22 protein-coding genes are annotated in these 24069 nt (G+C 41.7%); 21 read left to right on the forward strand and 1 reads right to left on the reverse strand.

Annotation, left to right across the window (positions count from 1 at the left end; genetic code table 11):
• The first annotated feature begins 79 nt into the window (after positions 1–79).
• From B0I21_RS08270 to B0I21_RS08285, 4 genes are all read left to right on the forward strand, one after another.
• A complete protein-coding gene (locus B0I21_RS08270) occupies positions 80–1270 on the forward strand; it encodes a TlpA family protein disulfide reductase (RefSeq protein WP_133640011.1) in 1191 nt (396 codons plus the stop codon).
• A 131-nt stretch (positions 1271–1401) separates the two neighbouring features.
• Complete coding sequence (cdaA, locus tag B0I21_RS08275) at positions 1402–2196, forward strand: diadenylate cyclase CdaA (RefSeq protein WP_133640012.1); 795 nt, start codon at positions 1402–1404, stop codon at positions 2194–2196.
• 337 nt (positions 2197–2533) lie between these two features.
• Positions 2534–3442 (forward strand): DUF1338 domain-containing protein, encoded by a 909-nt coding sequence (locus tag B0I21_RS08280; RefSeq protein ID WP_133640013.1) that lies wholly within the window; start codon positions 2534–2536, stop codon positions 3440–3442.
• A gap of 15 nt (positions 3443–3457) precedes the next feature.
• Positions 3458–6379, forward strand: coding sequence for an FAD-binding and (Fe-S)-binding domain-containing protein (locus tag B0I21_RS08285; protein ID WP_133640014.1), 2922 nt, complete (start codon positions 3458–3460; stop codon positions 6377–6379).
• A gap of 36 nt (positions 6380–6415) precedes the next feature.
• Here the strand turns inward: B0I21_RS08285 and B0I21_RS08290 are convergent, their stop codons facing one another.
• On the reverse strand, positions 6416–7261 hold the full coding sequence (locus B0I21_RS08290; RefSeq protein WP_133640015.1) for a DUF2911 domain-containing protein: 846 nt from the start codon (positions 7259–7261) through the stop codon (positions 6416–6418).
• A gap of 91 nt (positions 7262–7352) precedes the next feature.
• Between B0I21_RS08290 and B0I21_RS08295 the strand changes: the two genes are divergently transcribed.
• From B0I21_RS08295 to B0I21_RS08375, 17 genes are all read left to right on the forward strand, one after another.
• Positions 7353–8633 carry a replication-associated recombination protein A gene (locus tag B0I21_RS08295; protein ID WP_133640016.1) on the forward strand — a complete coding sequence of 427 codons (1281 nt, stop codon included), beginning with the start codon at positions 7353–7355 and terminating at the stop codon, positions 8631–8633.
• Between the two features lie 133 nt (positions 8634–8766).
• On the forward strand, positions 8767–9315 hold the full coding sequence (locus B0I21_RS08300) for a 3'-5' exonuclease (protein ID WP_133640017.1): 549 nt from the start codon (positions 8767–8769) through the stop codon (positions 9313–9315).
• Between the two features lie 126 nt (positions 9316–9441).
• Positions 9442–10233 (forward strand): tyrosine-protein phosphatase, encoded by a 792-nt coding sequence (locus B0I21_RS08305; RefSeq protein ID WP_133640018.1) that lies wholly within the window; start codon positions 9442–9444, stop codon positions 10231–10233.
• A 70-nt stretch (positions 10234–10303) separates the two neighbouring features.
• Complete coding sequence (locus B0I21_RS08310) at positions 10304–11728, forward strand: nucleotide sugar dehydrogenase (protein WP_133640019.1); 1425 nt, start codon at positions 10304–10306, stop codon at positions 11726–11728.
• Between the two features lie 596 nt (positions 11729–12324).
• A complete protein-coding gene (gene rfbB, locus B0I21_RS08315; RefSeq protein ID WP_133640020.1) occupies positions 12325–13377 on the forward strand; it encodes a dTDP-glucose 4,6-dehydratase in 1053 nt (350 codons plus the stop codon).
• A complete protein-coding gene (rfbC, locus tag B0I21_RS08320; RefSeq protein ID WP_133640021.1) occupies positions 13377–13925 on the forward strand; it encodes a dTDP-4-dehydrorhamnose 3,5-epimerase in 549 nt (182 codons plus the stop codon). Before rfbB ends, rfbC begins: the two co-directional genes overlap by 1 nt.
• A gap of 12 nt (positions 13926–13937) precedes the next feature.
• Positions 13938–14786 (forward strand): dTDP-4-dehydrorhamnose reductase, encoded by an 849-nt coding sequence (gene rfbD, locus B0I21_RS08325; protein ID WP_133640022.1) that lies wholly within the window; start codon positions 13938–13940, stop codon positions 14784–14786.
• Between the two features lie 68 nt (positions 14787–14854).
• A complete protein-coding gene (rfbA, locus tag B0I21_RS08330; protein WP_133640023.1) occupies positions 14855–15733 on the forward strand; it encodes a glucose-1-phosphate thymidylyltransferase RfbA in 879 nt (292 codons plus the stop codon).
• Between the two features lie 4 nt (positions 15734–15737).
• Positions 15738–16139 carry a sugar 3,4-ketoisomerase gene (locus tag B0I21_RS08335; protein WP_133640024.1) on the forward strand — a complete coding sequence of 134 codons (402 nt, stop codon included), beginning with the start codon at positions 15738–15740 and terminating at the stop codon, positions 16137–16139.
• Entirely contained in the window at positions 16132–16548 is a 417-nt protein-coding gene (locus tag B0I21_RS08340) for a sugar 3,4-ketoisomerase (RefSeq protein ID WP_133640025.1), read from the forward strand. Before B0I21_RS08335 ends, B0I21_RS08340 begins: the two co-directional genes overlap by 8 nt.
• On the forward strand, positions 16541–17071 hold the full coding sequence (locus tag B0I21_RS08345) for an acyltransferase (RefSeq protein ID WP_133640026.1): 531 nt from the start codon (positions 16541–16543) through the stop codon (positions 17069–17071). The genes B0I21_RS08340 and B0I21_RS08345 overlap by 8 nt, the downstream gene beginning before the upstream one ends.
• 1 nt (position 17072) lies before the next feature.
• Positions 17073–18173, forward strand: a complete 1101-nt coding sequence (locus B0I21_RS08350; RefSeq protein ID WP_133640027.1) for a DegT/DnrJ/EryC1/StrS family aminotransferase — start codon at positions 17073–17075, stop codon at positions 18171–18173.
• A gap of 1 nt (position 18174) precedes the next feature.
• Positions 18175–19653 (forward strand): oligosaccharide flippase family protein, encoded by a 1479-nt coding sequence (locus tag B0I21_RS08355; RefSeq protein WP_133640028.1) that lies wholly within the window; start codon positions 18175–18177, stop codon positions 19651–19653.
• A gap of 7 nt (positions 19654–19660) precedes the next feature.
• Complete coding sequence (locus tag B0I21_RS08360; RefSeq protein WP_133640029.1) at positions 19661–20893, forward strand: glycosyltransferase family protein; 1233 nt, start codon at positions 19661–19663, stop codon at positions 20891–20893.
• Positions 20878–21996, forward strand: coding sequence for a non-hydrolyzing UDP-N-acetylglucosamine 2-epimerase (gene wecB, locus B0I21_RS08365; RefSeq protein ID WP_133640030.1), 1119 nt, complete (start codon positions 20878–20880; stop codon positions 21994–21996). The genes B0I21_RS08360 and wecB overlap by 16 nt, the downstream gene beginning before the upstream one ends.
• Entirely contained in the window at positions 21997–23037 is a 1041-nt protein-coding gene (locus tag B0I21_RS08370; RefSeq protein ID WP_133640031.1) for a glycosyltransferase family protein, read from the forward strand.
• 27 nt (positions 23038–23064) lie between these two features.
• A complete protein-coding gene (locus tag B0I21_RS08375; RefSeq protein ID WP_133640032.1) occupies positions 23065–23934 on the forward strand; it encodes a glycosyltransferase family 2 protein in 870 nt (289 codons plus the stop codon).
• The last annotated feature ends 135 nt before the right edge of the window (positions 23935–24069 follow it).

The raw sequence follows: 24069 nt of genomic DNA on the forward strand, positions 1-24069 counted from the left end.
GCAACTTTACATTAGGTTTGGGGATAGACTCAAGCTCAATAGAGGCTTTTAGGGTTAGATTAATTATCCACTGACACAGTTGGAGTTACACTCCCGTGCGGGGTCGTTGTTCGTCTATAATAATTTATACCTATTTATCCCCGGAGATTCCGTATCGGTAGATTTTGTAGAAAATCCCAGCAATACGTTTTTGAAAAATAAACAGTTGACTACCCCGTATTTAGCCATCACGAATAGGAAAGTAAGTCCTTATGAACTGAATTTTTTCCACCACTTAAATCAGCATGGTAGGGTGGGTATCAATATGTTCACTTTCTATGTTAACAAAGATCCGAAAAATAAAATTGACCATTCCGCTATATCTCCGCAGCAAAGCTTTCAGCTCAGTGTAGATTATCTTGATAGCTTAAAAAATAACGGCTTATTTGATTCGAAGACATATCCTATATATAAAAATTACTTGCTTTCCGCATATTACAATGCATTAATACAGAAAGCCAACGTAGATGACATAGATAAGAAATTTCTAATTCGACCAGATCTACTAAAGTATAGTTTCTATCGCTCCTTATTACACTCCTATGTGGAAAAAAGCCTGTTACGATCCGTAAACGCAAACACTATCAATTACGAAGAAGCTTACAGTGTAACAAAGCGGAAGTTCAGTAGTCAGGTGAAGGAATATTTGTTGACTTATTACCTATTAAAGATAAAGGAAAATAAACCTGAAGCGTTTCCCGCTCATCTCGCATTATTTAATGAAGATGTTAAGGACATGAATTACAAAGAGTATATTAACAAAAATTTCAATAACCAACTTTTACATAGCGATACCGGACATACTTATATCATTAGTTCCGCAAATCAAGGGGCTAAGATAGACTACCAGGAATATTTAAATGGCTTGAAAGGAAAAGTTATCTATATAGATTTTTGGGCTAGCTGGTGTGTCCCCTGTAGAGAGGCGATGCCCGCATCCTTAAAACTTAGAAAAGATTACGCTGATAAAGATATCGTATTTGTATATCTCTCCATAGACAATAAGTTGACTGCTTGGGAAAATGCAAATGAACAAGAGGCCCTTCATATGTACAAACACAGTTTTTTAATTCTCAACACAAAGCAAGACTTGTTCTTAAAGCAGTTGGGGTTAAAAACTATTCCCCGATATTTAATTTATGATAAAAGTGGAGTGTTGGTAAACAGTGATGCTCCGGGTCCGGATGATGCGAATTTGCAAAATTTATTAAATTACTATTTATCTAAATAACGACAACAAGCAGGATGAAATTCTCTTATTACATTCAATGCAAGCTCGTATTCTTCATTGGAAGCAAAATACCTTTAACTAGAGCAAAACGCAAAAAAGATCCATAATTTTTATTAAATTGCAGGGTATACATGGAAAATTTCGACCTTAATATCTTTAGTGGATTTCGCCTGCTGGATGTCATCGATATCTTTTTGGTGGCCATCATCATATACTACGTTTACAGCTTAATCAAGGGAACCATTGCTGTTAACATTCTATTGGGCATTGCCTTGTTTTACGGTATATACCTGGTGGTAAAGCAGATGGAGATGCGCCTCCTGACGGAGATTTTTGGAGGCTTTATATCGGTCGGATCCATTGCACTGATTGTCGTTTTCCAACAGGAGATCCGTCGATTTTTAATTCATATCGGTAAAAATATCTCCCTTCGGCGGAAAAAATTCTTTTGGTCTTTTCTCGGAACGAAGAAAGCAACGCAGGTGGATAATAGTGAGCGCTTAAAACCCATTATTGATGCCTGTCGAAGTATGTCAAAGTCCCGTACCGGTGCACTTTTGGTATTCTCGCGTTATTTTGATGAGGAATATTATCAGTCTAGCGGGGAGTATATTGATGCCCCGGTTTCCAAGCGTTTGCTGGAAAGTATTTTTTTTAAAAACAGTCCACTCCATGATGGTGCCGTGGTGATTGTTGATTTTCGTATCATGACGGCCAGTAGTGTTCTTCCGATCTCGGATAGCGAAGACCTGCCGCCACAATTTGGGCTGCGTCACCGCGCCGCTATCGGTGTGACCGAGGTTTCCGAAGCCATTGCCGTTATTGTTTCCGAGGAGACAGGGGAAATTTCTATGGCCAAAGATGGCAACGTTAATATGAACCTTAGCCCCGAGGAGCTTGATAAGTTGTTGCGGGAAGAGTTGTAGTTTTTTTTAAAATTGGATTGTCCATCCCATATCCTTTCCGCCGCATGCCGCGGGAAGGCAAATACTTTTGTAGGGCAAACGTATTCAAAACCCCGTCGCTTATTTTTGTTGCATCCTTATTGGATTGTGCGAAGGCAAATGTATACAGATGCGAAAAAAACTGATGCGACATATCGTTGAATAAGGGTCAGAAGCGATAAAGTAAAGAATAACTCAGTTTATCGCACTACGCATTACTCGATACGCACATCTACATACGAAGTACTACAACCTATTCTCACTACGCACTACCAATATTTTCCTTACCTTTATATAGTAAACCTTAATTTATTTTGTTATGCATTTCGACGAACAAAAGCCATTGGATATCGTGCTCAACGATCTTTTTGACCAGTATAGCAAACATGTTGCTGATGTTTCTAAAATCACGAATGCGTTGCTCGAAAAAGCTGTGATCAACTCCCAGGAAGATATTGTAAATGATCATATCGCTTTCCGTACATTGGGGGTTTCTCATCTGGGCATACAATCATTTGAAAAGATTTTTCAGGCTTACGGTTACGAGCGTCGAGATCACTATTATTTTGAGGCGAAGAAGCTGGACGCCTATTGGTATGCACCCCCTGCTCCGCACTATCCGCGGATTTTTGTTTCCGAACTACAGGTTAAGGCGCTGAGTGAGGAGGCGCAGCAAATCATTTATCGCTATACAAACCCGATCGTCGCCGATCCTGTGGCAAAGCTTGATCTGGCTGATGGGCCCGGGGTTGCCGCTTTTCTACAGCAGCCCTTATGGTCGCTGCCAACCGCAAAAGACTACGAACGCCTGTTGCAAGAAAGTGAATATGCGGCCTGGGTTATTTACAACCGCTATTACCTGAATCACTATACCATCAGCATCCATGAGTTGCAAGCGGGATACAATACGCTGGAAGCATTCAATGCTTTTTTAGAAGGTATAGGCATCAAACTTAATACGTCGGGCGGAAAAATAAAAACCAGTGCGGATGGGCTGTTGCGGCAGAGCAGTACCGTATCCGCCCTGTACGACGCTACATTTTCAGACGGCCGCACCCTGCAAATTGCGGGTAGCTATGTCGAATTTGCCGAGCGCCTTCCGCTGCCGGCCTATCAACATCTTGACCCGCGGGAGCTCACAGCTGCGCACCGTAGGGAAGGCTTCGAGGCCAATAATGCAGACAAGATATTTGAAAGCACATACACCCAACAAATACATAAAGGCTAGATAAGAAGGTATACGATGGATCGGCACTTAAAGCGACTGCAAAGGCAACTTGTAGGCGAGCTCTATTATGATAAAAAAATGCGGGCACTGTACGCAACCGATGCTTCGGCTTACAGGGAGTATCCGCTTGCCGTCGCTTTCCCGAAAGACGTGAGCGATATCAACAGGCTTATCGGGTTCGCCCGTGAGCAGGGGACATCACTTATCCCACGGACCGCCGGTACCTCGCTGGCGGGGCAGGTGGTCGGTGCGGGCATTGTGGTTGACGTATCCAAGTATTTTACGGAGATATCCGAGATCAATGTGGAGGAGAAATGGGTGCGCGTTCAGCCGGGCGTTATCCGTGATGAGCTCAATCTCTTTTTGAAACCTTACGGTCTATTTTTCGGACCGGAAACGTCGACTGCCAATCGTGCAATGATCGGTGGAATGGTGGGCAACAACTCCTGCGGATCAAACTCTTTGGTCTATAAAAGCACGCGCGAACATACGCTCGAAGTGGATGCGTTGCTCAGTGATGGGTCTTCTGTAACCTTTCGGTCGCTTACCTTCGAAGAGTTTTGCGAAAAATGCAATCTTCCTACTATGGAAGGGCAGCTATATCGCCAAATTCGAACGTTGCTGGGCGACTACGCTAATCAGGAGAGTATTCGCCGTGATTTTCCGAAAAAGAAGATAGAAAGGCGAAACACGGGCTATGCCATAGACCTGTTGCTGGATACGGATCCCTTTACCGCTGGTGCTGAGCTTTTCAATTTTTGTAAGCTCATTTGCGGGTCAGAGGGAACGTTGGCCTTCATCACGTCAATAAAACTGCAAGTCGTCGATGCTCCACAGCAACAAAGTGCCTTGCTCTGTGCCCATTTTGCCTCCGTGGAGGATGCTTTACTGGCCAACTTGATCGCGCTGAAACATCGACCTTTGGTTAGTGAGCTGATGGATCGCTATATTTTGGAATGCACAAAAAATAATATAGCGCAGCTTGAAAACCGCTTTTTTGTACAGGGTGATCCGGGTGCTATTCTAGTTGTGGAATACGCGGGCGAGACGATGGATGCCATTTATGAAAAAATTGGGGAGGTAGAGCAAGATATGCGCCAGCAAGGCATGGGTTACTATTTTCCTATTGTCGCTGGCGCGGATAAAAAACGCGTTTGGGATCTACGAAAAGCAGGGCTTGGTTTGCTAAGTAATACGCCCGGAGACTTTAAGCCCGTCGCCGTGGTGGAAGACACCGCCGTTGCCGTGGAAGACTTGCCGGCATACATTGCAGAATTTAATGAAATTTTATCCCGCTACGGGCTTTATTCTGTGCATTATGCACACGCGGCCACTGGCGAACTGCATCTGCGCCCCATCTTAAATTTAAAAAATGAATCCGGCAGAACGCAGTTTCGGCTTGTGGCGACCGAAATTGCGAAGTTGGTAAAGAAATATGGCGGATCACTAAGTGGCGAGCATGGCGATGGTAGGCTGCGGGGGGAGTTTATAGCCCTTATGCTCGGAGAGCATAATTACGGTTTGCTGCAACAAATAAAGAAGCTTTGGGATCCGAAGGGTGTCTTTAATCCGGGAAAGATTGTCGACACCGCAGCGATGGATACCTTCCTTCGGTATGACGATACTCAGTCTTTTCGAAGCCAAATACCTTCTGTGTTCCGATACCAAGGACAACATATCTTGCAGCACATCGAGCAGTGTAACGGCTCCGGCGATTGCCGAAAGACCCAGCTTTCGGGCGGAACGATGTGCCCGTCTTATATGGCTACACGAAACGAGCAGGATACAACGCGTGCTCGTGCAAATATATTGCGGGAGATGCTTTCGACCTCGACGAAGAAAAATCCATTTGATCATCGAGAAATTAAAGACGTGCTGGATTTATGCTTGAGTTGTAAAGGCTGCAAATCAGAATGTCCGTCTAATGTGGATATGGCCAAGCTGAAGGCGGATTTTCAGCAAGCTTATTACGATGCCAATGGCGTGCCGCTGCGGAGTTGGTTGATAGGGCATGTGGAGCGAATGACTAAACTCGTACGGCCCATTTCGTCGATCTATAACTGGTCTGTTGGACACCCTATGATTGGAACCGCTGTAAAACGATTGTTGGGTTTTGCGCCACAACGAGCGTTACCTACTGTTGCCCGACAAACCTTGTACGATTGGTTTGTCGCGCGGAATACAGCTAGCCGCACAATCCATGAAAAACAAGTGTATTTCTTTTTTGATGAGTTCACCAACTATCATGATGTGGAGATCGGGAAACATGCGATTCAATTGTTGGAAAAACTTGGTTATACGGTGAAGGCTCAGCGGCATCCTGCTAGCGGGCGAGCACTAATCTCCAAAGGCTTTTTACGGGAAGCGCAAGGGGTGGCCAATCAGCAGGTGAGGCTTTTTGCCCCGCTGTTGGATACAACGCATTACCTCGTCGGTGTCGAACCATCCGCTGTTCTTGGTTTTCGCGACGAATACGTCGATTTGGTTGATGAAGACTTAATCCCCGATGCACATGCGGTTGCTGCTCGAGCGTTGACCATAGAAGAATTTCTGCACCAGGAGATGCTGGAAGGGAATTTGACGGCAGAACGTTTCGTTTCTGATACAAAGCATATTGCTTTGCACACGCACTGTCAGCAAAAAGTGTGGAGCCTACACGATAAAGTCGCAGAAATATTGCGTTTGCCACGGCATTACACAGTCGATGTCATTCCTTCCGGATGCTGCGGCATGGCGGGGTCATTTGGGTTTGAAAAAGAGCATTATGCCCTTTCGCAGCGTGTAGGCGAGCTCGTGCTGTTTCCTTATTTGCGGGAAAAGGCCGCAGATACCGTGGTGGTGGCGTCGGGCACGTCCTGCCGGCAGCAGGTATGGGAGGGCGTTCATATCCGGGCCTTCCATCCCGTAACTATTTTGCTGGACGCTTTAAAAGAGTAGCGCGCGCGATAGGGGTCAAGGCGCGCGCCAGATTTATTATTTAGCAGCAGTTATTACCTGCGTATTTAACTTCACGTATTCTTCGTTGTTAGCTGATTTAGCCATGGCTACGCCTTCGGTCGCCGTTTTGATGGCACCCGCTTTGTCGCCGGCCTTCAGTTGGATTCTAGCTTTCCAATATTTGATATGTGGCGCCTTCGTGTTGTCTTTATCAGCTTCGTTTGCCCAAGCAAGTGCTTTATTAATATCTAAATCGTTATTGTAATAATACTGGGCAGCCTGGAAATACGGCTTCTTTTCGCCCTTCATTGCCTCATCGATAGAGGCCATGATCTCTTTTGATTGATCTACGGCAATGTGGAAAGACACTTTGCTATTTTCCCAAGCAAGTGAAAGATCTGCTCCGTTGGGTTTCACATTTTCAAAAGCCATGGTGAACGTTTCGACTTTGTCGTTTAATTTTTTGGCTTTTGCCGGGAAACGAAGCAAATCTTCTTCCTGCTTATATTGATAGGCGCCCCACTGGTTCGCGTTTTTGCTTAGAATAATGGTCCAGTCGCCGGTTTTCTTCGGAATGCTGAAGATTCCATACGTGCCGGCGGGAACTTTGCTGCCAGCGATAGTGACTTCTTCTTCAAAGGTGATACTTGGGATATTATTCGCACCCGTTCTCCACACTTTATCATAAGGCTCCAGGCTACCGAAAATTACGCGCTCGTTTACATTAGGGCGTTGGTATACTAAGGTCACTTTTTTAATACCGATGGCTTGCTCAATCTTTGTCGTGCTGCTTGACTGGGGAAACTTGACTTGTGCCTGTGTTTCTAATAAGCTTACGAAGATGATTCCAGCGGTAAGCAGGGCTAAAAATCTTTTTTTCATTGTTCTCTCTTTTTTATTGTTGTTAAAAATAAGGTTTTTTTATGTATATCTATGGGGTCAAAAGGAGCTGCATATTTGCTTATCTTTGTATATGGCAACAGCAATACCGTTAGCAGAGCGTATGCGTCCAAAAAGTATCGCCGATTACATTGGGCAGCAACATATTATCGGCGAGGATGCCGTACTTCGTAATGCAATCGCGCAGCAAAACATTCCCTCTATGATTTTTTGGGGGCCTCCCGGTGTGGGTAAGACCAGTCTCGCTTTTTTAATCGCAGGCGAACTCAACCGACCATTCTTCTCGCTCAGTGCTATACAATCTGGCGTTAAAGATATTCGGGAGGTCATCGATAAAGCGGAGAAGCTCCGTAATTTTAACCAAGAGCAGCCTATCCTGTTTATTGATGAGATCCATCGTTTCTCCAAATCACAGCAAGACTCGTTGCTCGGCGCTGTGGAAAGGGGCTTGGTGACGCTCATTGGCGCCACGACTGAAAATCCTTCCTTTGAAGTTATCTCCGCGCTTTTGTCACGCTGTCAGGTCTACGTGTTGGAACATTTATCTGAACAGGATTTGCGTATTATATTGAATCAGGCTCTGGAGCGCGATGCTTATTTGAAAGATCATCCCATACAAATTGAAGAATATGAAGCATTATTTCGCCTATCCGGCGGAGATGCCAGAAAATTACTCAACGTCTTTGAACTGGTAGTACATGCGGCCTTCGCGCAGAAGCAACCCGTTACCAATGCATTTGTCTTGAAGCAGGTGCAGCAGAATATGGCGCTTTATGATAAAACGGGTGAACAGCATTACGATATTATATCCGCTTTTATCAAGTCCATTCGGGGCAGTGATCCGAATGCTGCGGTGTATTGGTTGGCGCGAATGATCGAGGGGGGAGAAGACCCATCATTTATTGCGCGTCGGTTGTTGATCTTGGCTTCTGAAGATATTGGAAATGCGAACCCGAATGCTTTACTCTTAGCCAACAACTGTTTCCAAGTTGTAAATGTAATCGGATGGCCTGAATCACGGATCATACTTTCGCAAACAGTCACCTATTTGGCCTCATCGGCAAAAAGCAATGCATCCTACGAGGCGATCAACAAAGCGCAGGCCCTTGTTCGTCAAACTGGCGATTTACCGGTACCACTACACTTGCGTAACGCGCCTACGAAATTGATGAAAGAATTGGATTATGGTACGCAATACAAGTATGCGCACGCCTTTCCAGGTAATTTCGTGCAACAGGAATTTTTACCGGATAAGCTAAGCGGCACCTTACTTTACGATCCCGGCGCAAACGCGGCAGAGAGCAAGTTACGGGAATCGCTTCAGAAAAAATGGCGAGATAAATATGGCTATTGAGGTAATTTCAGTAGGATTAGGGGATTGCATTGCCGGGCTGGTTACCTGTCACGTTTAGGTTCGTGGCGGCTTACGGGGCGCGAAGAACTATAACATCCCATAAATTTCACTATCTTTGTAGAAATATCACGGAATGACCTTTACAGCGATAGATTTTGAATTGGCGACCGCCGCCTATAACAGTGTGTGTGCAGTGGGTATCGTAAAGGTGGTAGACGGCGAGATCATCGAGCAGTTTCATAGCTTGGTTCGTCCACCCGATAACAAATACATGTGGCAGACCACGCGCGTGCATGGTATAAAAGCAAAAGATACAGTAACAGCGCCCACCTTCGAAGAGCTCTTTCCCGTTATTGAGGGCTACCTACAGGGCGCGTTCATGGTGGCGCACAATGAAAAGTTCGATCGGGAAGTGCTGATGAAAACAATGGCTCATTATGGGTTAGATTATAAGCAGCTCCACTTATCTCCTACTTGGGACTGTACGAGCATCATTTACAGGGCAAAGGGTTTTAAGAAAACGAAGCTTTCCATTTGTTGCCGAATTATGGGTATTGAGCTTAATCACCACGATCCGCTATCGGACGCAAAAGCGAGCGCACAGCTATACCTACTTCAAGAAAGTGTCACAACAGATTTGGTTCAAGCGCATTTTCCGGAGGAGGGTTCAAAAGCAAGTTGATATTTTATAACCATTGGTTGTGGAATCGTTTACGTAACACGTTAATTTTTTTCAGAAAAAATTTTTGATCTTTTGAGGAAACGTTGTATTTTTGTCTTTCAAAAAGGTTTGAATATCACATAGATTATGAAGTTCTGGGAGAGATTATTTGCTAAAAAAGAGGATACGGCAAAAATGCATGTTTTGGATTGGTTAAAGTGGGACATCCACAACCATATATTGCCGCAAATAGATGATGGAAGCCAAAGTATTCAAGAGTCTGTTAAGCTGATCAGAGGTTTGCAGGAAATTGGTATACAAGGCTGTGTGTGTACACCTCATGTGATGGCTGGTGTACATCCCAATACGCCCAACACCATAAGCACTGCCTATGAAGCGCTTAAACAAGAGGTCGTTCGCCAAGGCCTTAAGTTTCATTTGGAGTTTGCAGCAGAGTATATGATTGATGAAGAGTTGGATGCGAAGATCAAAAGCCGGGAGCTGTGTTTACTACCTAATGGCCATATGTTGATTGAAATGTCATACCTCTCCGAGTCAAAATCTCTTTTTCACACGATCAAAGCTATTCAAAACAAAGGTTATCAGCCTGTGCTCGCTCATCCAGAGCGGTATAATTATTACCATCATAATTTCCAGATATTTAAAGATATCAAAAGCGCAGGTTGTTTGCTCCAGCTTAATCTGCTGTCTGTGTCCCGTTACTATGGACAGGGAGTTAAAAATCAAGCCCTGATGCTGATTAAATCGGGTATGTACGACTTTTTAGGTACCGACATGCATCATAGTAAGCATCTTGCCGCTATTAAGCAAGTATTGCAAAAGTATGATATCGAAGAATTATTAAAACCTTGTGACATAAAAAACGAATCACTTTTTATACAAAAATCTGATATCTTGGCGTTGGAATTAGCGGTTTAACCATCTAGCGGATGTGGCTTGATATTTGTCGCAAAAAAAGATCACCGTTTCGCCGTATAGCAGATTTAGTATGATAAAAACCATTGCAGTAATAGGACAGGGTTATGTGGGTTTGCCATTGGCGCTCGCTTTTTCACAACATTTTCCAGTAATTGGTTTTGATGTCGACCAAAAACGCGTGGAGGCGCTTCAAAATGGAAAGGATTGGACAAAAGAGGTTGATGCGGTGCAGCTTTCTCTTGCCTATCGCGAACCGGGAAGCACATCCCCGGGTTACCGTGCCTCATCATTACTACGTGATATTGCCGATTCGCAAATTTATATCATTACGGTACCGACGCCCATCGATGCTTACAATACACCCGACTTGCAATTTCTAAAACGCGCATCAGCGGATGTAGGCGAGGTGTTGAAAAAAGGCGATTTGGTAATCTATGAATCCACAGTCTATCCCGGCTGCACCGAAGAAGATTGTATTCCTCTTTTGGAATCGGTTTCTGGATTAACTTGTAACATCGACTTCGCCGTTGGGTATTCTCCAGAACGCATAAACCCGGGCGATAAAGTCCATACCTTAGCAAATACTATTAAGGTTACTTCGGGTTCTAATCCAGAGGCAGCAAAAGAAGTAGACGAGCTCTACAAACGAATTATTACTGCAGGAACACACAAGGCGTCTTCCATTAAAGTTGCCGAGGCTTCAAAAGCCATTGAAAACGCACAGCGGGATGTGAACATTTCCTTTGTTAATGAACTGGCGCTCATATTTGACCGCGTAGGCATTGATACACAAGAAGTGCTTGACGCGGCGTCCACCAAGTATAATTTCCTGAAATTTAAGCCGGGCCTGGTTGGTGGGCATTGTATTTCTGTTGACCCTTATTATCTCGCGCACAAATCGTCACAGCTTGGTTATCACCCAGAGGTTATTCTATCGGGCCGCCGTATCAACGATCGTATGGCCGCGTTCATCGCAGGAAAGACGGTCAAGTTGCTGATCAAAAAAGGCGTAACGATCAAAGGTGCTCGAGCGCTTATCTTAGGCATTACGTTCAAGGAGAACTGTCCTGATATCCGGAATAGTAAAGTGGTCGACGTTTATCGTGAGCTCAAGGAATTTGGCCTTTCTGTGGATGTTTTCGATCCTTGGGCAAATCCTGAGATCGTAAAAAAAGAGTATGGCATCGCGTTATTGCCCGCTCTTCCTCCCGCTGAAATAGGCAATACAAAAGGCGTTATTGCAACAGCTTCGCAATCTCGCTTGGTGGATAATATTGAGGGCAAGACCGGTTTGGAAGTACCCTCCCTTCCAGATTTTTTTGACGATCAACATTCGCAAAGCAACGCGCATGGCGGCAGTTATGATGCGATCATTCTAGCAGTTGCTCATCAAGAATTTTTGAGTATTTCTTTTGATAGACTGAAAAAAGGCCCCGGCGTATTGTTTGACACCAAAGCCGTGTTGCCACGCGAAGTAACGGACGCACGCCTATAATAAATTTGCTACCTATCGGCTCTTCAAGCTGTTTTATTCGCTTAGTTATAAACACAGAGTTGCTATTGCCGTTCAGAACCAGTATTTTTGAAAAGATTGTAATGCCAATTCGCGTCTATGTAAGCTGAAAAACATGTGTTAAAACTCTTACAGTGCATTTTATTTTTGTTGGTGCTGGTGTGCTAGCATGCATCAGAAGACGCAAGGCTAACGGTAGGGGAAGAATTTCGAATTAACAAATTAGAAATAGGGAGTCATCGGGCGTTTTGGTCTTGTTACGCAATGTTGTACGGCATGTTATGTGTTATTTTTATCCCATAGGCTGCATAGTTTGGAACGAATTTTGATTACAAGGGGAAATGTTCAATGCGCGACAATCAACCATTCTCCCATCAGACGTTCATATCCTCACAGCCAGGCCGAATTACATCACGTATTACCTAGGCGGCAGGAAATTCGACAGAGGCATGAGCCGATCGTTATCGATCCAGTCGGTTTATACGTATCGCGTTATGGAATATCATATCGCAGAGGGACTTAGGTAGTATTGATGCGATAAATAATAAGAAGAAAAAAGAGATAAAAATATCAGTAAGATGAATAAAACCATTTTAATAACCGGCGGGGCAGGCTTTATTGGATCCCATGTCGTGCGTGAGTTTGTAAACAAATATCCCGAATACAATATCATCAATGTCGATGCATTGACGTATGCCGGGAATCTTGAAAATCTTAAAGATATTGAAGACAGGTCGAATTACAGCTTTGTAAAAGCGGATATTACGGACGCGTCACTCATCCTGAATATCTTTCGTGAGTATCAGCCAGATGGTATTATTCACTTGGCGGCTGAATCGCACGTAGATCGCTCCATTACCAATCCTACGGCTTTTGTGATGACCAATGTCATCGGTACGGTCAATTTACTGAATGCCGCTAAAGAAATATGGAAGGACAATTACGAAGGTAAACGTTTTCACCATGTCTCTACGGACGAGGTTTTTGGCGCCTTAGGCGAGACGGGACTCTTCACGGAAGACACCAAGTATGATCCGCATTCCCCGTATTCTGCATCAAAAGCTTCTTCCGATCATTTCGTGCGCGCCTATCACGATACCTATGGCTTACCTATTGTTTTGACGAACTGCTCTAACAATTACGGTCCGAATCATTTCCCGGAAAAATTGATTCCTCTGTGTATTCATAATATTCTAAACGAAAAGCCGCTTCCTATTTATGGAGATGGTAAGTATACAAGAGACTGGTTGTTTGTTATCGATCATGCGAAAGCGATTGATATGGTGTATCATCAAGGTAAAAATGGCGATTCCTATAATGTCGGTGGTTTCAACGAGTGGCAGAATATCGATTTGGTAAAAGAACTTTGCAAGCAAATGGATGAGAAGTTGGGTCGTGCTGCTGGCACTTCCGCTAAACTGATCACCTTCGTCAAAGATCGTCCCGGTCACGACTTGCGGTATGCCATCGATGCAACGAAAATCAACAAAGAGTTAGGTTATAAACCATCTGTAACTTTTGAGCAAGGCTTATCTATCACCATTGATTGGTTCTTGAAAAATGAAGAATGGCTTAATAATGTCACTTCCGGAGATTACCAGAACTACTACGATACACAATACGAGGGTTAATGAAAGCGACAGAAACAAAACTAAAAGGCTGTTTTATTCTGGAGCCAACGAAATTTGGCGATAGCCGCGGCTATTTTTTTGAAAGTTTTAATGAGCAAACGTTTAATAAACTTACAGGCGCGGAAACCCATTTTGTGCAAGATAATCAATCGTATTCCACGCGAGGCGTTTTACGTGGGCTGCATGCACAAGCTGGTGACCATGCGCAAGCAAAATTAGTTCGTGTACTAGAAGGAAAAGTAATTGATGTCGCCGTAGATGCGCGACCAGATTCGGAAACGTTCGGCCAACATGTTGCGATCGAACTGTCTGCCGAAAACAACCTGCAGTTCTTTGTCCCCCGCGGATTTTTGCATGGGTTTGTCGTGCTAAGCGACACGGCAACCTTCTTTTACAAATGCGATAATTTCTACAATAAGGAATCGGAATGCGGTGTAAAGTTTGATGATCCAGCGTTAGGAATTGATTGGGTAGTCTCTGCAGATGAACTTATTATCTCCGATAAAGATCAGGTGTTGCCTAGTTTCGATACGGTCTTTAGCAAGTAGTCGACATATCCTATGAAAATACTTATTACAGGTGCCAATGGTCAGTTAGGTTCCGAACTGAACGACGTATTTAAAGAACGTACCGGCTATGAGCTCTTTTTTTTAGATAGAAAGGAGTTGCCATTGGAGCAAACAAATCTTATCCAAGACATCTTGGGGATGTACCAACCTGATCTCATTATTCATGCAGCGGCTTACACGGCCGTTGATCGAGCAGAGTCAGAGCCAGCCTTAGCTGATCAGGTCAATCATCTGGCTTCTGAAGAGATTGCACAATATTGCCGGCTACATGATGTTAAGCTTATTGCTATTTCTACAGATTATGTTTTTGACGGGAACTCCGCAAATCCTTTGAGCGAGGATGCTGCCGTAGCGCCGATAAATACCTATGGCCAAACAAAATGGAAAGGAGAATTGGCTATTCAAAAATGGGCACCCCATTATATTATTATTCGTACATCTTGGGTTTACTCCACGTATGGCGCCAATTTTGTGAAGACCATGATCCGTTTAATGAAAGAACGCGATGAGATCTCCGTGATTGCAGATCAAATAGGTTCGCCGACCTACGCGCTTGATCTGGCGCAGGCAATCATGCTCATTGTGGAATCTGATAAATGGGAAAATGGCATTTACAATTTCAGCAATGAAGGTGAAATTTCTTGGTATGACTTCGCTGTCGCTATTCGCGACATAAAAGGATTGAATTGTAAAATCAACGCCATTCGTACGGAGCAATACCCGACGCCAGCCAAACGCCCAAAATATTCCCTGCTCGATAAGAACAAGATAAAAACGACGTTTCAGGTTGACGCGCCCAATTGGAGATATAGCTTGCTTGAAATGTTAAATAAACTATAAATGTTGGAGATTGTATTCGCCGTTGCGTAACAACTTCCAGAAATATCACCTCATAGAAAAATAGCACAATGAAAGGAATTATATTAGCCGGCGGATCCGGCACCCGTTTGCACCCACTGACATTAGCAGTATCCAAACAGCTTTTACCAATTTATGATAAGCCGATGATATATTATCCGCTTTCGGTATTAATGTTGGCTGGTATTAAAGAGATTCTCATTATTTCTACACCACACGATCTTCCTAATTTTAAAAAACTTCTTGGCGATGGGGCTGATTTGGGTGTTTCTTTTGTTTACGCAGAGCAGCCCTCGCCTGATGGGTTGGCACAAGCATTTATAATTGGTGAAGAATTTATTGGGGGAGACGATGTTTGTCTCGTTTTAGGAGACAATATATTCTATGGCGCAGGATTAAAGAAGCTGTTACATGATGCTGTAAGCACTGTATCCGAAGAGCAAAAAGCAGTTATATTTGGATATGCTGTAGATGATCCGCAGCGATATGGTGTGGCAAGCTTTGACGAAAAAGGAAACGTCTTAAGTATTGAGGAAAAGCCTGAAAAACCCAAGTCGAATTACGCAGTTGTTGGGCTTTACTTCTATCCAAATTCCGTCCTAGACATAGCACGATCCGTCAAGCCATCCTCGCGTGGCGAATTGGAAATCACGACGGTCAATCAAACCTATCTTACCGACAATAATCTCGCCATGCAGCGAATGGGGCGAGGACATGCATGGTTGGATACAGGAACACATGAATCCTTAACCGAAGCTACAGAATTTGTGAAAGCTATGGAAAAGCGGACGGGGCTTAAGATCGCCTGTTTGGAGGAAATCGCTGTATCACAAGGCTGGATCTCCAAAGAAACCGTAATGGCTCGTATAAATGATATGAAAGGCGATTATTACGCTTACTTACAAAAAGTGTTAAATTCAAAAAATTAATAATATGGAAAAGCCGCGCGTTATAGCTTTACCTAAAATTATAGATAAACGGGGCAATCTCTCTTTTTTCGAAGGACAAAGGCAGATTCCATTTGATATTAAGCGAACTTACTGGATTTACGATGTTCCAGGAGGAGACATTCGAGGTAGTCATGCTTTCAAAAAGCAAAAAGAATTTATCGTGGCGTTGTCAGGCAGTTTCGATATCATCTTGAATGACGGTAATGATGAAGTGGTTTACTCTCTAAATCGGTCGTATACTGGTCTATTTATTCCCGAAATGTATTGGAGGAGGATAGAGAATTTTTCAACAAATTCGTTGGCGTTGATCGTTTCAGATAGCGCGTATAGTGAAACTGACTACATTCGCGATTATGACGAATTTAAACTTTTAAAGAATGGCTAAAGCTACAATTTTCGAGTGTGCAGTATTAGATCTCGGGAAGATTAATTCAGAGAGCGGCAATATAACAGTTATTGAAAATAATGATTTTCCTTTCGAAGTAAAGCGAGTTTTCTATTTGTACGATATAGCTGGCGGGGAGAGTCGTGGAGCGCATGCTCACAAAGCTTGTCATCAATTTCTGGTAGCCGCCAGCGGTAGCTTCGAGGTCACGCTTGATGATGGGCGGTATAAGCGGCAGATTTTTTTAAATCGACCTAATATTGGACTTCATATCCCCCCTGGTGTTTGGGCGAGTGAGGTCAATTTTTCATCAGGTGCAATTTGTTTAGTTTTCGCTTCCCATCATTACGATGAAAGAGATTATATACGTGACTATTCGGCCTATTTAGATTACATTAAACATGACTAAAATTCATCCAACTAGTGATGTGCAATCCAGTAACATAGGTGAAGGAACCTGTGTTTGGCAGTACAGCGTTATTCTACAAGGTGCCATAATTGGAAGTAACTGCAACATTAACTTCAATGTTTTTATTGAGAATGATGTAATTATTGGAAACAATGTTACGATTAAATCTGGTGTCCAAATCTGGGACGGAGTTACGATTGAAGACGACGCTTTTCTCGGTCCTAATGTGACTTTTACGAACGATTTAGTGCCTCGTTCCAAGCAGTATCCAGAATCTTTTGAGCGTACTGTTGTAAAGAAAGGGGCATCTATTGGAGCGAACTCAACAATAGTAGCAGGAAACACAATCGGGCAGTACGCTTTTCTAGGGGCGGGAAGTGTAGTAACGAAATCCATTCCAGATTTCCACGTTTACTACGGTAATCCCGCTAAACATCGAGGCTACATTACACGAGAAGGGGTGTTACTTGATATGCATGGAAAAGATAAAAAAGGCAAACAATTTGACTTAGAAAAGTTGTAAAATGATAAAATTTTTAGATCTACAAAAGATAAATTTACAATACCAATCAGAGATTGAAAGCAAAATTATTGACGTGTTCAGAAGCGGTTGGTATTTATTAGGAAATGAAGTTAAGCTATTCGAAAATAATTTAGCTAATTATATAGGGGCAACTCATGCTATAGGTGTTGCGAATGGATTAGATGCTTTGCGTCTTATATTTCGCGCTTATATTGAGCTTGGAGTTATGCAGGTTGGTGACGAAGTTATTGTTCCATCAAATACCTATATAGCTTCGATTTTAGCTATATCTGACAATGGGTTGATTCCAGTATTGGTTGAGCCTGATATGGAAACTTACAATCTTGACCTCGACAAAATAGAAGGAAATATTACGGAAAGAACAAAGGCTATTTTGTTAGTCCACCTTTATGGCGCAGCCGTATTTTCCAATGATTTAGTGGCGTTGGCCGATAGGTATGGTTTGAAAATTGTCGAAGATAATGCGCAAGCAATCGGTGCTGAATGGAAGGGGGTTAAAACGGGCAATTTAGGTGATGCGGCAGGATTTAGTTTTTATCCAGGCAAAAATCTTGGAGCATTAGGCGATGCTGGCGCAGTAACTTGTAAGGATACTAACTTAGCAAGTACCATTAGAGCGATAGCAAATTACGGCTCAAATCAAAAGTACGTTAATATGTATCAAGGGCTAAATTCGCGATTAGACGAGATAGAAGCGGCGGTTCTAGATATTAAATTGAAGTACATTGATCAAGAGAACTCTGTTAGACGATCCATTGCCAAACGCTATATTAATGAGATTAAAAACGGAAATCTCATTTTACCGGCTTTGCCAAATAATGAAAATTCGCATGTTTGGCACTTGTTCGTTATTCGTTCTGCACAGCGAGATGATTTACAAAAATATCTACTTGACAACGACATACAAACGTTGATACATTATCCAATCCCCCCTCATAAGCAGAAGGCATATGAAGAATGGAATGATTTAAGTTACCCAATTTCCGAACAGATGCATAATGAGGTTTTGAGTCTACCGATTAGTCCGGTTATGGAAGGAAGTGAAGTCGAAAAGGTGATTGATGTAGTGAATAATTTTTAGTATGCCTAAGGATTCATCTTCATATAAGCAAATTTTCAAAGCAACTTCCATTTACGGTGGAGTGCAAGTGTTTCTTATTCTTATATCTATTGTGCGTTCCAAGTTAGTGGCCATTCTTCTTGGTCCATTAGGGATAGGGGTAATGACCATGTTTACCTCCACAATAACATTGCTGACAGGATTTACAAGCTTCGGTTTAGGTACAAGCACTATCCGTGATATAGCTGAGGCCAATCAGAAAAACGATGAAGATGAATTGCATGAAACAGCATCAATAGTAGATAGATTATTTTGGATCACGGGATTATTTGGGGCACTTGTGACGCTGATTTTGTCTCCCTATCTTTCAAAGATAACGTTTGGAAACTATGACTACTCCTGGTCTTTTGCCATTTTATCCGTCACACTTTTGCTAGGACAGTTGACGCTTAGTAAAAATGTATTTTTACAAGGTATGAGACGGATTAAATTCCTAGCTTTATCGAATGTAATAGGTGCTGCAGTTTCTTTGGTAATCACGATTCCTCTCTATTACCTATATGGGCAAAACGGGATAGTGCCTGCTCTAATTATCACAGCGTTCGCAACCCTTGCTGTTACACAAGTCTACTATTCAAAATTAAGGATAAAGATAAAGAGGATTGCCTTTAAAGAGCTGTTTAAGCAGGGAAGCAATATGCTGAAGTTAGGATTTATACTCGGTTTAAGTTCGCTTATGCTCGCCTTATTCTCACATTTGATCCGATTATTTATTGCTCAAACTGGTAGTATGGTTGATCTCGGCTTATATAATGCGGGTTTTATGATCGTTAATTCGTATGTGGGAATGGTTTTTACAGCAATGAGCACTGATTACTTTCCCCGCTTATCAGCTATTTCTGACAACTTGAAAGAAGCGAATACAGTAATTAATCAACAAGCTTTGATAGGCGTGTTAATTCTTGCGCCCATATTATGTATTTTCGTGGTGGGAGTAAGATGGGGTATATTAATACTCTATACAAACGAATTTTTAAGTATGGATTCCATGCTAATTTGGGCCGCTTTTGGTATGCTATTTAAGGTAGCTTCGTGGGCCATTTCTTTTATATTCATTGCTAAAGGGGATAGCCGTGTATTTTTTTGGAACGAAACTTTAGCAAACGTTTATCTTTTGATTTTTAACTGTGCTGGCTATTATTTTGACGGGCTTCGTGGGTTAGGTATCAGTTTCTTTTTCATCTACGCAGTATACTTACTACAAGTTTCAATTGTTGCAAAACGCATCTACGGTATCCAGCTAAATGCTGAGTTTATGCGGATTTTTATAATACAATTATGTTGTTTCATTCCTTGTCTTGTGATGATGATAGTAATTGAAAACTCTTACAAATACATATCTATCATTTTCGCTATAGCTTCTTTTGCATTTTCATTCAGAATCCTTGACGCAAAACTTGGGATAGCAAATTTTATAAGACAAAAATTAAGACGCGTATAAATTTGCAATGGATATGTTCCCGTTCAACTATAAAACAATAACATTTTTCTATCCAAGTAGATTAATTGGTGGAGCAGAAATGCTATTTTTACGATTAGCGCGTATTTTATCAGATACATTGCCCCCCGAAGTACAAATACACTATGTGGATTTCAAAGACGGTTTTGTATCACAAGAGATTTCGAATAATAATGATTCTATAAAAGTTATTTTCTACGACACATATAAATTTGTGCACCTATCAGATGATGGTTTATTAATAACTCCTTTATCCTCTATCTTTGAAGTTGCCCGATTTTGTTTAGGGAATCCCCATGTGTTTCTTTGGTCTACGCATCCATTTGGACTAAAAGAGATGGTGTTGGCAAATAATCATGCAGCTACGGCTGATACTTATCGACAGTACGGAACCAATTTGGAAAATTTCATCCATCTTAACGGAATCCATTTTATGGATGGCCCGAATTTCCACATACAGAAAGACATATTCTACCTTTCACTTTTGGAGGTCGATTATCTTCCTATTTTTTCGCGATCTCCAAGGCTTTCTAAAAGCTATAATACTACGTTTAGTAAAAAATCGTATTCATTTGGTTGGGTGGGACGTTTGTGTGTAGAAAAGACCAATGCGTTGATAAATGTTATTAGACATAGCAACTCCTATTTGCGGAATCACCCTGAAGAAAGTATAACCTTTCATATTATTGGAGACGGTGATATGAAAGAAAGTGTTTTGCATGAACCCCATGCTTCAAATTTGGAAATTATATTCGTAGGAATATTGTCGGGAGCGGAACTTGATCAATATTTGGTTGAGAACATTGATTTGATGTTCGCAATGGGCACGTCCTCGCTTGAATGCGCTTCTCTAAATGTAGCAACGGTATTGGTTGATTTTTCGTATTCTACTATTCCAGTAAGTAATAGGTTTAGATTCCTTTATCAGTCGGAAGAATTTTCAGTAGGCGATGAATATAAGATAGATGTGGATTATCCATTTGATATGAATGGTTTAATTTCTCTTCTTAAGAATGGAGAAATTGCAAAACATGCGGAATTGTGTCTGCATTACTTCATGCAGTTCCATTCAGAGAGCAGCGTATCTACTAAATTTTTACAAGTTGCGCAAGAAGTACAGTTAACACTTTCAGATATTCGCGAATCAAAGTTCGGACAGGGAAGGGGAATTTACATATTAAAATCTATTTATTATAGTATTAAGAGATGGTTAAAAATTTAATAGTATTCGGGACAAGACCAGAGGCAATTAAAATGGCTCCCCTTGTCAATGCGTTCAAAAGGGAAACAGAATTCGAAACTAAGGTATGCGTCACTGCTCAACATCGTGAGATGCTAGACCAAGTTTTGGCGTTCTTCGATATAACACCTGATTATGATCTTGATCTTATGAAGCCAGGTCAGAATCTCTACGATCTCACGGCCTCTATCATAACTGAGATGCAGCCTGTATTGCAAGAATATAATCCAGACTATGTCTTTGTACACGGAGACACAACAACGACTATGGCAGCTAGTATTGCTTCATTTTATTCTGGAGCAAAAGTCTGCCATGTGGAAGCCGGCCTTCGTACAAACAAGAAATGGTCACCTTTCCCGGAGGAAATGAACAGGCAAATTACTGGTCGTATCGCGGATCACCATTTTGCACCGACGGGTCAGTCAAGAGCTAATTTATTACAGGAAAACGTGCAGGAAAACACAATAGTTGTCACAGGAAACACCGTCATAGATGCATTATTGTATAGCGCGGAACTTGTTGAAGATTTAGAAACGGATGAGATAACGGCGCTTAAACACATTACTGAGGGGCATGAAAAAATAATCTTGGTTACAGGGCATCGTAGAGAAAATCATGGCGACGGGTTTTTGAGCATATGCAATGCGTTAAAACGGATAGCAGCTTTACATCCTGATGTACAGATTATCTACCCTGTGCATTTGAATCCAAACGTCAGAGAGCCTGTTTATAACCTTCTTTCTGACCTGCCTAACGTACATTTGATAGCTCCATTATCTTATCCTGCATTTGTTTGGTTAATGGCTCAAGCTTATATAATCATTACAGATTCCGGCGGCGTACAAGAAGAAGCACCAAGTTTAGGTAAACCCGTTTTAGTTATGCGAGAAGATACAGAACGTCCTGAAGCCGTGGCAGCTGGAACTGTTATTCTAGTCGGTACAGATGAGGAAAAAATAGTAAATGAAGCGGACAGCTTACTAAAAAATAGCGAAAGGTATAAGCAGATGAGCCAGCTTCATAATCCATACGGTGATGGTCAGGCGTGTTCACGTATTATTAACTACATAAAGAATCTACGTTAAATGATATTATTTCTAGCACCATATCCGGATTCGGACAATAGCAAAGAAGGCCTTTTTCAACGGGTTTCAAGCATCGATGCTTTAGTCGCCAACAGGGAGCGCACATATCTATCCATATCACTGCGATATTACAGGAAGAAATATCATCGTCATGAAGGGAATCTTAGCGTTTTTAGGTTAAATTTTTTTATACATTTTTTTCTAATTACTCGTTTGTTTAGGCAGGCCACAAGCGCTTATATCCACTCTCTTTACTACGCAGGGGGGTGTCACTTCTTTTTTCTAAAATTTCTGCGTATACCCATTGTTCTCGATCTGCATGGCGTTGTTCCGGAAGAAGAGGAGTTTTTAGGAAATAATCGATTAGCTCGCTATTTGTCACACGTTGAAAAGGCTCTGTTCCGAAAGAAATCTATTACGCTGGTTACAGTAACAGATGCAATGGCAAACTACTATAAGGAAAAATACCAAGGAATAGAATTTCCTTATGTTAAATATTGCATTTTTCCTAAACACTTGAGAGGAGTTGTCAATATGCCTAAGCCAATTACTGATACGGTAAATTTTGTTTATTCCGGAAATATGCAAAAGTGGCAAAATGTCGATCTTATGTTAAGCGCAATAGCTAATCTAGTGCACGAAGAGAACTATCGGTTTTACATTCTTACTGGCGAACTCGATAAGATGAAGAAAGCCGTTCAGGACAAGATTAGCGTAGTGTCCAATATTGAAATTATGAGTTTACCTCCGGATAAGCTGGGAGAAATATATGCCAAATGTCACTATGGTTTCATATTAAGAGACGATATCATTGTGAATAGGGTTGCTTGCCCTACGAAACTTATTGAATACATGTTTTATGGAATGACTCCGATTGTGTTAGAAGAGAATATTGGGGATTTTGATGCCTTAGGTTACGAATACCTCAAATTAGATCAATTGCATAATCTTCCAGCTCGTCGGAGCATAAAAAATATGAATATAATACAGAAGATGATGGCTGATAATGCTTTAGCCGATATCGCTGGTATTCTTAAATAAGTCTTTTTTGTTAAATTTGAAAGAAATATGAACGAAATTTCAGTTGCGCTATGTACTTATAACGGGGGGCGCTATCTGCGCAAACAGCTAGTTTCTATCGTAAATCAATCCTATCCGGTTTCAGAGATTATTATCGTAGATGATTGTTCCTCCGACGATACTATTTCAGTTATTGAGGAATTTATGGCTAAATATAAATTTATAAAGCTTTATGTGAATGAACGCAATATGGGTTCCAACCAGTCATTTAGGAAAGCGATATCTTTGACTAACAATGATTTCATAGCTTTATGCGATCAAGACGATATTTGGATGACTTCGAAATTAGAATCTCAAATTAAAGAGATGTGCAAAATTCCTGATTTTTCAACACCTACTGTGATTTTTCATGATTCATTGGTAATTGATAGTCATGATAACGTAATCGCGCCTTCCTTTTTAAAAATTCGTGGCCTTAGGCCGACAGCCGTGACTTTCCGAAGTATATTATTAAACAACATTGTCACGGGTTGCACATGTCTAATTAATCGAGGAATGAAGGACGCCGTTTTGAAAAGTAATATGGACAGAATTATTATGCACGACTATCTCATAGCATTAATAGCTTATGGTTTTGGTAAAGCGATATATCTGGATGAAAAGCTTATGAGCTACCGAAGTCACTCCGCATCCGTCACTGAAAAAAACGTAATAACGCTTCGCAGCAGAGCTAAGGACTTTGTTAATCGGATAAGGAACAATTCATACCTAACACCTATGATTGAGCAAGGCATAAGCTTTCAAAAAGATTATGGCAAGTACGTTTTCGGCGGTAACGTCAAGGTATTAAATAACTTTGTTTCCCTGAGAAATGCATCTCTATTGAAGAAGATATGTTATCGATGGAGTCTTATTTAATCAAAACACTTTTTAACAATAGGTTTACCATAGAGATGATAATATGGATTTGACATCAGGGTCAAGAAGTAGGGCGAAATTATTAACGGCATGGTGTATATTATTATTTTTATGCAACGTAGCCCCTTTTTCGTT

Origin of the sequence: Sphingobacterium paludis (assembly GCF_004364125.1) — a bacterium.
Taxonomy (GTDB): Bacteria; Bacteroidota; Bacteroidia; order Sphingobacteriales; family Sphingobacteriaceae; genus Sphingobacterium; species Sphingobacterium paludis.